Source organism: Rheinheimera sp. B2H12, from assembly GCF_059620065.1.
This window is the reverse complement of the sequence record NZ_CM184363.1, coordinates 2,556,027-2,571,720: the sequence shown is the minus strand read 5'-3', so window position 1 is coordinate 2,571,720 and position 15,694 is coordinate 2,556,027. Positions and strand designations below refer to the sequence as shown.

General features: G+C 44.7%; 8 protein-coding genes, 3 tRNA genes and 1 pseudogene. 5 read left to right on the top strand and 7 right to left on the bottom strand.

The genetic code is table 11. The features are described from left to right. Positions 1–12: 12 nt before the first annotated feature. Genes uup through rlmKL form a run of 3 tightly spaced genes read right to left on the bottom strand, consistent with a single transcriptional unit; the run spans position 13 to position 4,318 of the window. A complete protein-coding gene (gene uup, locus AC53GJ_RS11020; protein ID WP_496732723.1) occupies positions 13–1,950 on the bottom strand; it encodes an ATP-binding cassette ATPase Uup in 1,938 nt (645 codons plus the stop codon). A gap of 1 nt (position 1,951) precedes the next feature. Beyond that, entirely contained in the window at positions 1,952–2,194 is a 243-nt protein-coding gene (locus tag AC53GJ_RS11015; protein ID WP_496732722.1) for a glutaredoxin family protein, read from the bottom strand. Between the two features lie 3 nt (positions 2,195–2,197). Beyond that, a complete protein-coding gene (rlmKL, locus tag AC53GJ_RS11010) occupies positions 2,198–4,318 on the bottom strand; it encodes a bifunctional 23S rRNA (guanine(2069)-N(7))-methyltransferase RlmK/23S rRNA (guanine(2445)-N(2))-methyltransferase RlmL (protein WP_496732721.1) in 2,121 nt (706 codons plus the stop codon). Positions 4,319–4,625: 307 nt separating this feature from the next. Here rlmKL and AC53GJ_RS11005 point away from each other — a divergent pair. The 5 genes and pseudogenes from AC53GJ_RS11005 to AC53GJ_RS10985 all read left to right on the top strand — a co-directional run bounded on the left by AC53GJ_RS11005 (position 4,626) and on the right by AC53GJ_RS10985 (position 7,513). Continuing rightward, positions 4,626–4,702: transfer RNA gene (locus tag AC53GJ_RS11005), tRNA-Met, on the top strand. A gap of 86 nt (positions 4,703–4,788) precedes the next feature. Further along, positions 4,789–4,865 (top strand) — tRNA-Met (locus tag AC53GJ_RS11000). A 48-nt stretch (positions 4,866–4,913) separates the two neighbouring features. Next, positions 4,914–4,990, top strand: a tRNA-Met gene (locus tag AC53GJ_RS10995). Positions 4,991–5,322: 332 nt separating this feature from the next. Continuing rightward, a pseudogene (locus AC53GJ_RS10990) lies at positions 5,323–6,366 on the top strand (IS4 family transposase); the annotation flags it as partial. A gap of 71 nt (positions 6,367–6,437) precedes the next feature. Beyond that, positions 6,438–7,513 (top strand): IS3-like element ISSod2 family transposase gene (locus AC53GJ_RS10985; RefSeq protein WP_496731216.1). Its coding sequence is split into 2 segments (ribosomal slippage): positions 6,438–6,690 and positions 6,690–7,513, totalling 1,077 coding nucleotides; the frame shifts between segments, so codons are not numbered across the junction. A 180-nt stretch (positions 7,514–7,693) separates the two neighbouring features. On the opposite strand, the gene AC53GJ_RS10980 is transcribed toward AC53GJ_RS10985, so the two are convergent. From AC53GJ_RS10980 to zorA, 4 genes are read right to left on the bottom strand one after another with little or no spacing between them, the layout of a single operon-like run. After that, on the bottom strand, positions 7,694–11,173 hold the full coding sequence (locus AC53GJ_RS10980; RefSeq protein ID WP_496732720.1) for an SNF2-related protein: 3,480 nt from the start codon (positions 11,171–11,173) through the stop codon (positions 7,694–7,696). Beyond that, entirely contained in the window at positions 11,173–12,600 is a 1,428-nt protein-coding gene (locus AC53GJ_RS10975) for an EH signature domain-containing protein (RefSeq protein WP_496732719.1), read from the bottom strand. The genes AC53GJ_RS10980 and AC53GJ_RS10975 overlap by 1 nt, the downstream gene beginning before the upstream one ends. A gap of 27 nt (positions 12,601–12,627) precedes the next feature. Further along, positions 12,628–13,359 (bottom strand): OmpA/MotB family protein, encoded by a 732-nt coding sequence (locus AC53GJ_RS10970; protein WP_496732718.1) that lies wholly within the window; start codon positions 13,357–13,359, stop codon positions 12,628–12,630. Positions 13,360–13,362: 3 nt separating this feature from the next. After that, positions 13,363–15,441: an anti-phage ZorAB system protein ZorA gene (gene zorA / locus AC53GJ_RS10965; protein WP_496732717.1), complete on the bottom strand. Its 2,079-nt coding sequence runs from the start codon at positions 15,439–15,441 to the stop codon at positions 13,363–13,365. Positions 15,442–15,694: the final 253 nt, after the last annotated feature.

The following is a 15,694-nucleotide window of genomic DNA, read 5'->3' as shown; positions in this document are numbered from 1 at the left end:
TCAAATCCCCTACTACTGCTGGTTTATAGCTTCTAATTGTTCCCATCGCTCATATGCGTGCGCCAGCTTCGACTCAGTCTGCTGTAATTGGTTCAATATAGCTGTGGTGTCTTCGGCACTTTGCCGGAAAAAATCTGCGGCATTCACTTTCACCTGTAATGCTGTTAACTCGGCATCCAGAGTTTCAATTAAGGCCGGTAATTGTTCAAGTTCACGTTTTTCTTTATATGATAACTTTTTACCCGTCTGAGCAGAAGCTGTTACCACAGTTTCTGTGTCTGGGGATGCTGCCGTCGTTGCTACCACTGCCGGGGCCGGTTCAGCCACGGCAGTTTTCGCTTTGGCGCTCGGCTGATAACGTTGCTGGTAAGCCAATACATCATCGTAACCGCCTGCAATTTCAATCACTTTACCTTCGCCAGCAAACCATAACGAACTCGTCACGGTATTATTGACGAATTCCCGGTCGTGACTGACCAGGATCACAGTGCCCTGATACTGCTCCAGAATATCTTCTAATAACTCTAAAGTTTCAACATCTAAATCGTTGGTTGGTTCATCGAGGATCAGTAAATTACTCGGTTTGGCAAATAACCGTGCCAGTAACAGCCGATTTTTCTCGCCACCTGATAACGCCCGCACCGGCGTTCTGGCCCTGGCTGGTGGAAATAAAAAGTCCTGCAAATAACTCAGCACATGGCGGCTTTGACCATTTTGGGTGATTTCCTGCCGGCCATCTGCCACATTATCCTGGACCGTTTTATCCAGATCCAGCGCCATTCGGTGCTGATCAAAATAAGCAACTTCCAGATTGGTGCCGCGTTTGATACTACCAGCCTGAGCTTGATATTCATCCAGCAGAATTTTAATCAGACTGGATTTACCAACCCCATTCGGGCCAATTAAAGCCACCCGATCGCCACGCATCAGCAGTAAATCGAGATTATCCAGCACTGTTTTGCCGTCAAATTGCAACTGAATGCCCTGACCTTCAAACACCAGTTTGCCCGACTTGGCCGCCTGTTCAATAGCAAAATCCACTTTACCCAGTTGCTCGACCCTGGCAGCCCGCTCTTTGCGTAATTCTTTCAGCGCCCGTACCCGACCTTCATTACGGGTGCGGCGGGCTTTAATACCCTGGCGGATCCAGACTTCTTCATCCGCTAACTTTTTATCAAACAAGGCATTATGCGATTGCTCGACTTCCAGTTGTTTTTGTTTACGTTCCAGGTATTCAGCATAATTACCCGGATGCGAAGTTAAAGTTCCACGATCCAAATCGATAATCCGGGTCGCAACATTGCGGATAAATGCCCGGTCGTGCGAGACAAAAATAATGGCACCGCTAAAACTGATTAAAAACTGCTCCAACCACTGAATGGCTGCCACATCTAAATGGTTGGTTGGCTCATCCAGCAGCAAAATATTTGGTTTTGCCACTAAAGCGCGTGCCAGTGCGGCTTTACGCAGCCAACCGCCAGATAACGAAGCGAGCGTTGCTTCCGGGTTCATCTCAAATTGTTCGCATAGCTGCAAAATACGGGCTTCTAATTGCCAGCCATCACGGGCATCTAATTCGGCCTGCAGATCACCAAAATGCGTCATTTGCGCATCTGTGGCTTCGGCCAGTTGATCCGATAACTGGTAAAAGTCGTGCAATTTTTGCGCTAAATCACCGGCGCCTTCACGGATAAAATCAGCAATTTTGACGTCGACTCTGGCTGGCGGATCCTGTTCCAGCCTGCTAAGTAATACATTGTTTTGTTTAACAATCTGACCATCATCTAAATTTTGCTGACCGGTCAGCAATTTCAGCATGGTGGATTTGCCGGCACCATTGCGACCGACTAAACAAACTCTTTCACCGACAAATAAACTGAAATCAACCTGATCCAGCACAGGATTGGTACCAAATGCCAGACTGGCATTTTGAAAACGAAGTAATTCCACACTAATTTCCTTGCAAACTAAGCTGTCGGACGAAGTCACCCAGTGTCAATTCATCAAAAGGCCAATATAAATAATGCTGATCTGCCGCTAATACCGGAATCGAAGTGCGAAACCTGGCAAAAGCATCCGCATCGTCAACAATATCCAGGAGTTTAAAGGGTAAGTTCTGAGCGACTAATAACTGCTCAGCCTGTTCACACAGATGACAGCCCCAGGTGCTATACAATATCAATTCGCGCGTCATCAGTTAAACCCGGCTTAACTCAAAACAAACGTGAATATGCGGATTGCGTTTAAAGTCTTCCGGTAAACTCGCTGCCGAAATATCTTTAATCAGCCAACCTGCTTGTTCTAACGCAGCATAATCAAGCTTAAAGCGGCGTTTATTGTTGGAGAAAATCACTTTGCCGCCACTGGCAACCAAAGGCGTGATCAGCGCCAGTAATTTCAGATGATCGCGCTGCACATCCCAGGTATCTTCCATCCGTTTTGAGTTGGAAAAGGTCGGTGGATCTACGAAAATCAAATCAAACTGATTTTTACAGCCTTTGAGCCAATCCAGCACATTGTCCTGAATAAACTGATACTGTTTGCCTTCCAACTGATTGAGCGCAAAATTGCGTTTGGCCCAATCCAGATAGGTGTTGGACATATCGACAGTAGTCACGGTTCTGGCGCTGCCTAAAGCTGCATGCACAGAGGCGGTGCCGGTATAGGCAAATAAATTCAGCACGGCTTTGCCTTTGCTTTGCTCGGCAATAGCGCGGCGGGTTAAGCGGTGATCCAAAAATAACCCGGTATCCAGGTAGTCACGCAAATTCACCAGAAATTTGGCACCATATTCAGTAACTTCTTTGTATTGTCCGGCTTTCGCCAGCACTTGATACTGTTCTTTGCCTTTTTGTTTCTCACGGACTTTCAGCACCATTTTATCCGGGCTGATGCCAAGGACTTTCGGTACCTGATTGACGATATCAAACAAACGTTTTTGTGCGATACTTTCATCAACATTGGCAGGCGCTGCATATTCATGCACCACCACTTCCCCGTCATACCAGTCAACGGCCACGTTGTATTCAGGAATATCGGCATCATATAAGCGGTAACAACTGATGTTTTCCCGTTTGGCCCATTTTTCCAGTTGTTTCAGATTTTTTTTCAGCCTATTGGCAAAGGACTCACTCTCGGCAAAAAATAACGCCGGAGCCGCCGTGCTACTGACCTGCACTTGTTGTTCGGTCAGATTAAAAATACTAAATTCACAATCCAGCGGGCCGTTGGCGAACTTATAGTTTTTAAACTTGGATAACTTCAAGGCGCGCAGCAAGTCGGCATTAGACGTGATCACCGCCAGGCGCCAACCCTGAAAATGTTGTTTCAGCCGCAGGGAAAACTCAGCATAAAGCGGAATTAATGCTGGTAAATCACCTAATCGCTCGCCATAAGGCGGGTTGGTCACTATCACGCCAGCACTCACCCCTGCAATAGCTTCTAATTGGGTGGCATCTGCCTGACGAAACTCAATCACCTCGGTTAAACCGGCACGGGCAGCATTCTGGCGGGCTTTTTCCAGTGACCGTGGTTCCAAATCAGAACCAATAAAACGCACGCCAGGCAGTAAGGCTTTGCGTGCGCCAAGCGCTTCGGCACGGAATTGCTGCCATAAAGATGAGTCAAAATCGGCCATTTTTTCAAAGGCAAACTGCGGTCTTTTCAGACCAGGCGCTATATTGCGTGCCATCAGCACGGCTTCAATCAGTAAAGTGCCGCTACCGCAGAAAGGATCGAGCAGGGACTGATCAAACTGCCAACCAGAGCGAATTAATAAAGCCGCTGCCAGATGTTCTTTCAGCGGTGCTTCGCCTTGTTCTTTACGATAGCCACGCTGATGCAGCGAGGGGCCGGAAAAATCCTGCACAAAATAAAACTGGTTCTTTTCCATCCGCAGTTGAAAACGGACATCAGGCTCCAGCCGATCAACGTTAGGCCGATCGCCGGTTTTCGTTCTGAACTGATCGACGATGGCATCTTTAATCCGCATGGCGCCAAACTGGGTATTATCGATAGTTGGGTGTTTACCCACACACTCCACCGCCAGGCTTTGTTGCAGCTGCATAAACTGCGACCAGTCGATTGTGCTTGCCACTTCATAGACATCTGTAGTGGCATCCACTGCAACCGCATGGATCTGCCGCATGATCCGGGTGGCCAGCCTTGACCACAGACATAACTTATAAGCAGTGTCAGTGTCGGCCGTAAAACGGACCACACCTAAACCTAATTTCACTACTTCGCCGCCATGCTGTTTTATTTCAGTGGCTAACACTTCTTCAACCCCTTTCGAGGTTAAGGCCCAGAATTCATGCATATATCGCTACCTTTTTCCAAATTGAGCGGCATTATAGCAGAAGCTTTGCCAAAACCGCCGGAGGATTTAAGTGGCAATAACGGCTAAATTTATCAGCCAACACCATAGGTCACTTCTTATCAATAGCACCAACAGCAAGTGCTGGCAGCTAAAATTCGCCTGAAGTCAGCCTTAACCCTAGCAATTGGCTGCTTTAAACAGCACATTGCCGATTAAAGCAGCATACAGACAGTATTTGGCAAAATCAGTGCAATTGTTGCTTGCACTTGCTCCCTAAAAACAATAAGATGCGCCCCGCAATGACGGACGCGGGATGGAGCAGCCTGGTAGCTCGTCGGGCTCATAACCCGAAGGTCGTCGGTTCAAATCCGGCTCCCGCAACCAAATTGCTGATGATGATGTGCAAACAACTTCAGAAGCTTACATTGCAGTTAACTTGTTTATGTTACTGCTCAGCATAAATTTACAGTCGCGGGATGGAGCAGCCTGGTAGCTCGTCGGGCTCATAACCCGAAGGTCGTCGGTTCAAATCCGGCTCCCGCAACCATTTTGGTACTGTAGTTAACAAGCGCTCGTCAGTCATCTGACATACGGACGCGGGATGGAGCAGCCTGGTAGCTCGTCGGGCTCATAACCCGAAGGTCGTCGGTTCAAATCCGGCTCCCGCAACCAATTAAACCGACTTAGTGTCGGTTTTTTTGCGACTCAAATTTAGCGTTTTAATTCATCACTTTGTGAAAATTCGCCCTCGGGCTCCTCTTCATCACCACCGGGCGAAGGTCGTCGGTTCAAATCCGGCTGCCGCAAGCAATTAATCAATTGAATTTCCATACAATTAACAGCATAAGCAGTAATTGTTGTTTACTCGTAGGTAAAGTACCGCAGCATATCTGAGGAATCCCCACAAATGGAGTAGGTAAAACAAATAGTTAGGCGAGATGGGAACATTCATGGCAGTTCCTGATCTGATCTTTCGCCAAAAAAACTCAACCGTGGACCAAGCCATGAATGTTCAACGAATGCTCGCCGATTTTCTCTCATTTGTCACGCCAAAAAACATGCATAAAACCAGAATGGCGTCACTTTGCGCGTCGTTGCAAAGTTTGGTCACCAACGGCAAATGTACGGTTACTGCCATCGGTCGCGGAATTCAAAGTGCCGCTACTGAAAAAAGCTGTATTAAAAGAGCCGACCGGCTGCTGAGTAACGAAGGTTTACAAGATGACATTCCGCTGATTTATGCGGCACTGACGAAGGCATTAGTTCAAACTAAACAGCCACTTATCTTGGTTGATTGGAGTAACGCTGACACTAAAAAGCGTCACTTTATCTTACGAGCCAGCCTCGCACTCGAAGGCCGCTCTTTGACCTTACTGCAAGAAGTGAAAGCGATTGATGAGTACAACTGCCCACGCGTGCATCAGGCATTTTTACTGCGCCTCAAGGCAAGCCTGCCAGCAGATTGCCGACCGATTATCGTTACCGACGCCGGTTTTAAGGTGCCGTGGCTGAAACAAATTCGTAAGTTGGGCTGGCATTATATTGCGCGGGTGCGTGGCAATCAGACATTGCAACTGCCTGATTCCAGAATATTTATCAGTGTGGACCAGCTCTACAAAAAAGCCAGAACGACGCCGCAATGTTTGGGTAGAATTAAACTCACCAGCAGCCAGCGTTATGTAACCACCGCAGTGTTAGTCGGCACGCACTGGAAGCTTCGAAAACGCGATAAACATAAGTCATACAAAGAGCCGTGGTTACTGGTGAGTTCTTTAGCGCAAACAACTGATTATGCTTCAAAAATCGCTAAGTGTTACAGCGCCAGAATGCAAATTGAAGAGAGCTTCCGCGACCAGAAAAGCCAGACATATGGTCTTGGCAGCAACGCGCATCGAACCTATAAAAAGGAACGTCTCAAAGTGCTGTTGCTGCTTGCTGCGCTCGTCAATTGGCTTCATTACATGCTGGGATTGGCGGTGGAAATCAGTGGCCAACATAGGTCGTTGCAAGCCAACAGCATCAAGCATCGACGGGTGTTGTCGTGCAATGGTAATCCCCCCTCAAATTAACTGACGTCAAAAGTAGAATTTTCTCGTAACATAAACGCAGGAGATTCACTATGAAAACATCAAAATTCACTGATAGCCAAATCATGGCAATCCTTAAACAAGCTGAAGCCGGTACTCCAGTCCCAGAATTGTGCCGCGAACATGGCATGAGCTCTGCGACTTTTTACAAGTGGCGAGCCAAATTTGGCGGCATGGATGCGTCATTGATGGCTCGTCTAAAAGAGCTTGAAGCTGAAAATGCCCGACTGAAAAAGATGTATGCCGAAGAGCGGCTAAAGGCCGATGTCATTCAGGAAGCCATGGCAAAAAAGTGGTAAAGCTGTCGCAACGTAAAGCGATGGCTCAGCATGCAGTTGCAAATCGAAAAATTAGTATCCGTTTGGCCTGTGCAGCATTTTGTATCAGCGAAACCTGTTACCGCTACCGGCGCGTTAATGACGACGAAAATGCAGAGATTGCTGAATTTCTTGTCGAATTAACTGAAAAAGAATCGGATTGGGGATTTGGTCAGTGTTTTAATTACTTACGCAACGTAAAAGGCTTTGCTTGGAACCACAAGCGTGTATACCGAATTTACTGCGAATTAGCGTTAAATCTGCGGATAAAACCACGCAGAAGGTTAAAACGAAATGCACCAGAGCCGCTGAAAGAGCCAACTAAAGCCAATCAGGTTTGGTCGATAGATTTTATGCATGACCAGTTATCAGATGGACGAAGCTATCGACTGTTCAACGTGATTGATGACTTTAAACGTGAAGGGCTTGCGATTGAAGCAGGTTTTTCATTGCCAACAATGCGAGTGCTGCGAACCCTAAATCAGCTACTTGAAGGGCGACCCAAACCAATCGCGATCCGTTGTGACAATGGACCTGAATTTATTAGCCACGAATTTACGGAATGGGCGAAAAAACATGAGATCAGGATTGATTACATTCAACCTGGTAAGCCGCAACAAAATGCGTACATTGAACGACACAATAAGACAATCAGATACAGCTGGGTAAGCAAACATTTATTTGATACGCTTGAAGAAGTTCAGGACTATGCCACAAAATGGTTATGGTTTTACAATCATGAACGGCCGCACAAAGCAAATGGCGGAAAACCGCCATTGATGGCTGCATGAACTCTACTTTTAACTTCGGTTAAAAATGGGAGGATTACCCAATTATTTAGGAATGCGGTTATGTCGTCTGGCACGGCTGACTATCTCAGCGCAGGATATCCAAGCCGCCATCAGGCAAATCATGACTTGGGCTGAAAAGTGGGATTGGAAAAGTATTAAATCTGTAAGTTATTGATATGATTATAGGTTTTGTGGGGATCCGTCAGGCAGCATATAGCGTTCCTTGGACAATCGGCTCAAGATCTGTCCAAAGGTAATCTTATGTACCTCTGATAAATTTTTAAGTTCATTACCATCGATAACAGTAACTCCAAGTTGATTCGCAATATCTCTGGCACTTTTTGAAAGTTGAGTAGCGTTAGTCACAAAGATAAGTTTCGAGCTCTCTCGACCTAAGTGCTTTCCGTAAAGTACTTTTGCATTCGATATTTCTTGAACGGCACTATGACCTTTGTAGGATCCGTGCTTGTGTTTAGCTTGTATAAGCATCGAGTGATTGCTAGTCGCCAATATACCATCTGCGCCAAAATCCGAGCCGTCTTTAGTGAGCCAAGCGCTATCGGCTTGGTACTCTCTTGCAAGCACCTCAAGCGTATAGGCTTCAAACTGTTTCCAGCTCAATCGTGGCATATCCTCAAATGTGATTATGCTATCGATACTAAGGTGTATACCGCCTGAGCCGGTTGGATTCGGCATGACTTCGCCAGGCGTTACAACAGCATCTTTTAACATCGACTTTTGCGATAACAAGCGATGCAGATTCACATCAAAAGATTCAAATGTTGGGTGGTGAAGTATAGGGACGTATATATTTACATCTTTCGTCTGACCAATACGGTATACCCTGTCTGTTGCCTGAGCTTCTTTCGCAGGGTTCCAGTGCCTTTCGAAATGGATGACATTGTTCGCACCAATGACTGTTAACCCTACCCCTGCCGCAACCGGTGACATAATAATGATATTAAAACCGTCTCGTGCTTCAAAATCGGCAATCAGCGACTTACGGCTTAAAGCACTTCCTTTTTTTACAACTGCCTTTGTATCACCATTAATGACATGCAAAGGTCCTAAACCGAAGTAACTGCCAAGTGCGATACTCAAGAAACGTTGAAGTCGTTTATTCACTGCGAATATGATGCATTTCTCTCTTCTAGATTGAATCTCAGACAGTAGTTCAATAGTTTTTGCCATCTTGGCTGACTCATCGAAGATAGCCTGCAATTCACGCTTAGAATTAGGAGCATCCAGTCGACCACTATCCGCTAAGCGCGGATGCAGCGAACTATCGCGCAAGCGCATCAATGTCGTAAGCACATGACTATCTTCATCTTCCAACTGTGCTTCAATAGCACCTTCGTAAACTTTTTGCTGATAAGCAGTCATGACGGCATGTAGCTTGGGCTCATAAAGCCAAGCAGTGGAGTCAATCCCAACCAACATTGTCTTTTGCGGCAACCCCTCAATATTGTCCTCTTTGACACGACGCAACATTAACGCTCCGACCTTTTCCCTCAGCTGTCGACCTAATGTTGCTCTAACCCTATCGACTTCGTCACCTGCAGCCTGCAAAATAGGCGTTATATAGGTATGTCGAAAACTCTGATAAGTCCCAAGGTAGCCAGGACAGGCTGTATCCATCAAGCACCAAAAATCGGCAAGACTATTTTCAACAGGCGTCCCTGTCGCGAGCAGTTTAAACTTCGCTCTCAGACCTTTAGCTGCGCGAGTCTGTAAAGCATTTGGGTTTTTGGTGTTTTGAGCCTCATCAAAAATCGCTAACCCCCAATCTATTTGGGACAACGAGAATTGATAATCGCGCAGTGTTTGGTATGTTGTGATCACTAATCTTCGAGGTAAATCTAACCGGTCAAGTCCATACTCCTCGCCAAACTTTAGCGAGTAACGAGGCTCAATGGTTTCCTCATCAAAATTAGCAGATCTAATTTCAATGCTGCCATCCCGAAAACGGTCTAGCTCACCATCTGATTGTAAGATGACAATATCTCTAAATGGTGACTCGTGAAAAGTTGCGCCTACTTCGTCTCTCCAATTCTCCAAAAGGCTTAAAGGAGCAATGATTAACGTGGGCCGGCACGTTTCGCCGTTGTCGTCGCAGATCCGGTAATAGTGTTCAACGGCTGATAGTGACATGAAGGTCTTGCCCAAGCCCATGTCGTCTGCTAGCAAAGCGCCGTTAACCAGTTCTTTTTCGCGCGCCATTTCTTCAAGGCCGAGTATCCACTGCACGCCTATTAGCTGATGCGGGAACGGCTGTCTTTTATGGTTGGTCCAATCTAACTCTTCTTTGTACAGCACATCGTTAAGCGCTTCTTCTACGAGCTTCGAGGGGCTATCTAATTCATCATCGTTTAAAGCAATATCAATAACAATTGGACTATCATCCGGCTGCGCTGGCTCATCAGGCTCATTCGGACCGTTCGACTCGCCATTTCCTTCCCCATCCCCATCGTCAGGTTGATTCCGAAGTGTGTAGCCCAGCTTTTCTAAAGTTGCATTTACTTCAGACTCACTACCGATATCATAAACCTTGCCTTCAAAAACCACTTCTGACGCACCAGTTGCTCTTGCATCACTGATCAATTGCTCAAGCTGCTTTAAGTCCTCCAAGGTTTTCACAAATTTTGATACTGCACTAATAGGAAGAATTGTCCCTGATGCCTGAATTTGGTGAAACCAATTAATGCCCGACTCATCGGTTTCACCAAAGTACGCATGTTTAAAACGAGTTGCTCCTTTGACTCGTAATGCAAATCCGACGTCAAGATCGACCAGGCTCGCATCCAGAAATGCCCCTGGAGCTTTCAAAAACTGCTCAACTTGAGATTTGGGAATTTTTCTGTGATAGATAATTTCTTTGACTGCATTGGCAGTTTTTTCATTAAAGAGCACGATCTGATTGCCAACTTTCAGCGTTCTGCCAGATTCAGACTGCATTTGTCCGAGGACTCGTTGAATTTGGTCATTGCCGATAGCCTGCCCGACGTTAGGGGTAAGGATTAAATTACCACTCTCATCGAGCTCAGCCTCAACTGTTATCTTTTCAGGAACATGGATGTTTAACTTGTCGAAGTGACTCAGGGACAACTTTGCACCAGCTTTCTGAGCTAACTGTAGCCTATAAAGCAGAAGTAAATTGTCAGACTCACCTTTAGGGGATAGTGCGTGTTCATTGAAAGCAGTGAAAACATCGAACATTGATGCGGTAAGGGTATATCTACTATCCCCAAATGACAGGATGCCACCAACTCTTTGGTAAGCTGCCGTCATTCGACCTGAAGGCGCATCAACGTTAATACTAACTTCAAATAACTCACTTGCTGTGGTTCCTCTGATATCAACCTTGGCTTCGCCACTCCACCTTTCCGGCAACTGCAATAATTGAAATGAATCTTCATCCAACGAAACAATTACTTCATGTGGAACTATAAATCCATTTGGAATAGCTTCAGCGTTGCCCTCTTCAGTCAGCATTTGCAATGCAACAAATTGAGCTGTGATAAATTCGTCGGCATCACCTTTTTTTATCTTAATGAACTGATATTGATCGCAGAAAAAATCGATACTCTCTTTGCTAATATCAATAGAAAATTTAGTTTCGGATTCTTTAACCCCGAAAAAAGATGAAATCCAATTTCTCACTAGCCCACTCCGTACATGCGTTTATAAACTCGATAATCATCATCACTCAGAACATCTACAGCCCTGACTTTTACGCCTAACTCGTTCAAAGCTTCGATTGAACGACGTTGCCAGCTAAAACTTTTGGGACTGTGCGTAAAATAGTCGTATGCTTCGCAACCGTACTCATACATTTGTTCGTTTAAGCCCACAGTCAGCGAGCGATATCCAATTCTTTGCTTACCAAACTGAAGCACTTTTGCCGAGTCGTGTAGATTTCTGTAGAACCAAATTTGACAGTTGTGGCTACCCTCAATCATATGACCATTGGTGAGTTCGGCATAAATAATTGAACGGTCGCCATCATCTACGATGGAGTAATCAGGGATATGCTCAGCTTTATAATTTTTGCGAATGTACCAGTCTGCTTTTTTCGACAGATACAACTTGGTGTGAACAATAGCACCAGCTTGATGCAACCCTTCCAGAAAGTGCTTCCGTGAGGGGAACATCCTCATCATGTCATCGTCTCGAGAGCTACGAGAGTAATCTTCAAGGGCTTCAAGAAATAACTTAAGGTCTAACTTAGAGAGCCAGCCTTGTACCTTTTTAATTTGATGAGGTGAAAGTTGGCTCCACCACTTACTAAAGCGTGGATGGCTTTTAGGAATTCTGGGGTCGCCAGCTATTGCTATTACCGCGTTTTGCCAGCTGTCATGTACTTGCTGTACCGGAGCTCTGTCAATCAAGATCCGAAGGGCGACATGTCCAATCAGATCGTGTGCATCATAACGACTGGCAGCAACAGACGCTTTACTAATTTCTTCAAGCAAGGGATGAGGTTTATTCGCCGGAATGTTTTGCAGTTGTTCGACAAAATAGACTGATTGTGCTCGTTTAACAAAATCACCAGCCGCATATCCATCTAACTTCCAAAGACCCACCTGCAGCTCGAATATCGTACCTTTTTTTATTGCCTGCTTCGCCAAAAATGTGGGGCCATCAACGCATAGAATTTTTTCTTCCAAAGGAAGATTAAGCCCTTTGCGTTTGCGTTCCAAGCACAGCCAATCACCTACAGCATCTGGATCACTAATTGAGTCAAAATCACTCAGGAAAAACTGTAACATTGATTCTATAAAGAGGTTACTTCCCTTTGGAATAACCTCTGACACAGAGTTAAGCAATTGCCTATCGACTTTGATTGCCTTGCGTAAGGTCGCATGTTCTGTCAAGGCAATCGACAACGCTCGTACATCAAAGCGATCTTCAATTTTAAAGAGATCAAAACTGTCTCTAGTGAGGAAATTCAGCAAGCGAGTCCAAGCAGCTTCAAACTTTGGATTATCGGTCCCCGCCCTTTTAGCAATAGACTTTTGCTCTCGGGTGAGGTGTTCCATAACCTCAATGTTTTTTTGATAACTCGTATCAGACAAAACGAATTTCATCGTAAACCGTCCTTAAACTGGCTAACCTCAAACATCTTTAGCCTTCTTATAGTCCTCGAGCTTAGGTTTTTTGACGGTAAAGCGAATATCAATCCTGCGATTTCGAGCACGTTGCTCTTCACTTTTTTCGACTAAATCGACTCGCCTTGTGTCGGCATAACCACTAACAGAAAAGAGCAGTTGGCGATTAAAGTTTGTTAGCTCGTTTAATTTGGGCTGCAAAATATTTTTTTCTTGCCAGAGCTTCCAAATTGATACAGCCCTGTCAGTTGAAAGACCCCAATTGCCTTTACCGCGATACCCTATATTCACGCTGTCGGTATGCCCTTCAACAAATACTGTATCTAAGTACTTCCAGCGTTCCTGTTTGGTAATAGCTTTATGCAAAGCATCCCCAATTGCTGCGACTTCAGTTTGCGTTTTTTCGTCTTCGGGCAAGGTGTCCTTTCCAGATTCAAAAGACAACGTACTTTCAGGAATCCGTAAGACAGTGTCATTTTCTACGATCTCAACGTGGATATTTTGATTGGCCAATTCTTCTTTTATATCTATAAGAATATTTCGACGAGCCTCTTCAGCCCTCTGCAGCTCCTGAATACTGGCCTCAATTTTTTCAGATTTCTGTGTTAGCTCAATGATTAATGCAACTGTCGCTAAAATGAATATCACTAACAGCGCCGACATTAAGTCGGAAAAAGACATCCAATAAGGGTTTTCTTCATCAACATTGGAATTGCCACGTGAGGATAGCCTGTCCATCTGTTACCCCAATTTTGCTTGCATTTCATCAACCACACTGGATAACGCTTTTACGGCGTTGTTCATTTGTGTTGAATAGGCCGTCACAGAATTTGACCATACTTTAAGGTGTTCTGCCGTTTGTCCATTGGCTTGATCTGCATAGTCTTTAAGAAGCCCAGTCATCGTCTGATTCAACCCATCGACTTCATCTTTGAGGTCACCAATAAATTCTTGATGTGCTTTCTTCAGCTCACCAAACGTTGAGCTCGCACTAGAAATCAAGCTATTTAACTGTACGGTAAGCTCACTGAATCGAGAAACATCACTAATCAATTCGCTGCGCAGTTTTTCCATACGCTGCGCTGTGACTTGATTTTGATTTGCCAGATCTGAAGTACTGTCGACAGCAGCACGAATAGCTCCTGATAGCTTGTTGCCTGCTTCATTGATATGTGAACTCAAAACCTTCATGCTATCCGCTGAAACACGAAGTTCTGTTGATGATTCCTTCATCGCTTGAGTAGCCTGAGCACTCGCTTCGACGGATGCATTGATGCTGTTTTGCAGCTTTTGCCCCTGTAAAAGAAGCTGTTCAACTGACTTAACCTGTTCAGACACAGACTTTTCTACCGAACTTATAATCTCAGTTGATAATTGTGAAATTGACCTGGATTGCTGTTCAATTCTCTCATTGCGAGCAGTTTCTAACTCAGATGCGCTCTTTTCTCTATTGTCAAACAACTGTACCAATCCACCTAGCTGTGCTTCAACAAAGCTGCTCAACTTTTCGCCTTGACTGCGGGAGTTGAGAATCAACTCATCAACTTGCACCTTGATTGTCTTAACTAACTCTTCGTCACGTTTTGCTGAGGCAGCCTCACGGCTTTGCATTTGGGAAGTCATCTCACCAATCTGATTTTCAACAAATAACGACAGTTTTTGATGGATGGATTCTGACTGAGTAGAAAGACTGCTTACTTGATTTGAAATATCTGCAATCAGAGCTTTCTCTCGATCCCCTGATTCGGCTTGTGATTTATGCAATTGCTCAACAAAACCACTCATCGCTGACTGCATCGCTTCGACAGACTTGTTTACTCTCGCAGACACATCATCAAGTGCGTCACGCTGTTGATTTCCTGCCTGCCCAAAACCATCCATAAAACTTTGCAGAAGGCTCTCGAGCGCCTTCTGATTGCCTTCTGCTGTTTCATTAACAAGTTTGTTAATGGCTGGTGCCATTATTTTTGTTAAGCTGTCTTCTAAACTTGTTTGGATTCCCTGTGTTGCTACAACCAAAGCATCCTGCATTTTTTCGCCAATTTTTTCAGCCAAACCTTGCAACACTTCCCTGGATTCAGAACTGTTATCTGAAATGATTTGTAATTGTTCTTCAGGACGAATCCGGGGGAAAAGCCAGTCAACTATATTCTCAATATGACGAATCTTACGACGGATGATTTGCTCGCCTAATTTCTCAGAGAAATTAAATAGAACACTGAGAGCCACACCCCAGACGGAAGTTAAAAACGCTACTTTTGCACCATCGACAACAGAAGCAACACCTTCTTGCATTTGATTAACGTCAACACCAGCCCCTAGTTTTAAATCAGCTAAACCTAACTGCAGACCCATAAAGGTCCCTATGACACCTAATGCCGTTAGAAAACCTGGCACTGCTGCCAGCAGTCTGTTTTCAGTGATGCTTCCAGCTAATGTATATGAATTAAAAAAGTGACCGGCATCCAGAGTATTTCGAACCTCAACACGCCCATTTCGACGAACTTCGACCAAAGTTTCATCGAACTCCATCCACAAAAAACCGATGTTCTTATCTTTATGCCTCGCTAATTCAATTAAATCATATCTTTTGTCAGCAATATCTTTTCGCTCAAGTGGCTCTAAAACTTTTTCAAACCAACTTAGCCTGCGCCATGCAGATATGCATTTGTAGACAAAAAACAAAAAAAAGACAACAGTGACGACGATTAGCAACTGAACAAAAACTATGCTCAACTCGTCGCCGGTTTTTGGGATCAGAATAAATTGGAAAAGATCTGGAACCAACCAAGACAACTCGATTTTTTGTTCAACTGCCATTATTAGTCCTTTAATTGTTTATTGTTAAATAGTCGTCATTACGAACGAGAGTAATTAAATTCTTTTCAAACATGATCAATTACCTGGCCCTATTTTTCGAAAAAATGAAGTAAAATTAAGCTAGCGAGTCGGTAACATCAATCAATTCGAAATGTTGTCGATTACAACAAAATTCACGATGGATGTCACTAATTTATACACAGTCTTAAATTCATGGAACCAATAACGATTTTCATTAATCACACAATCTGAA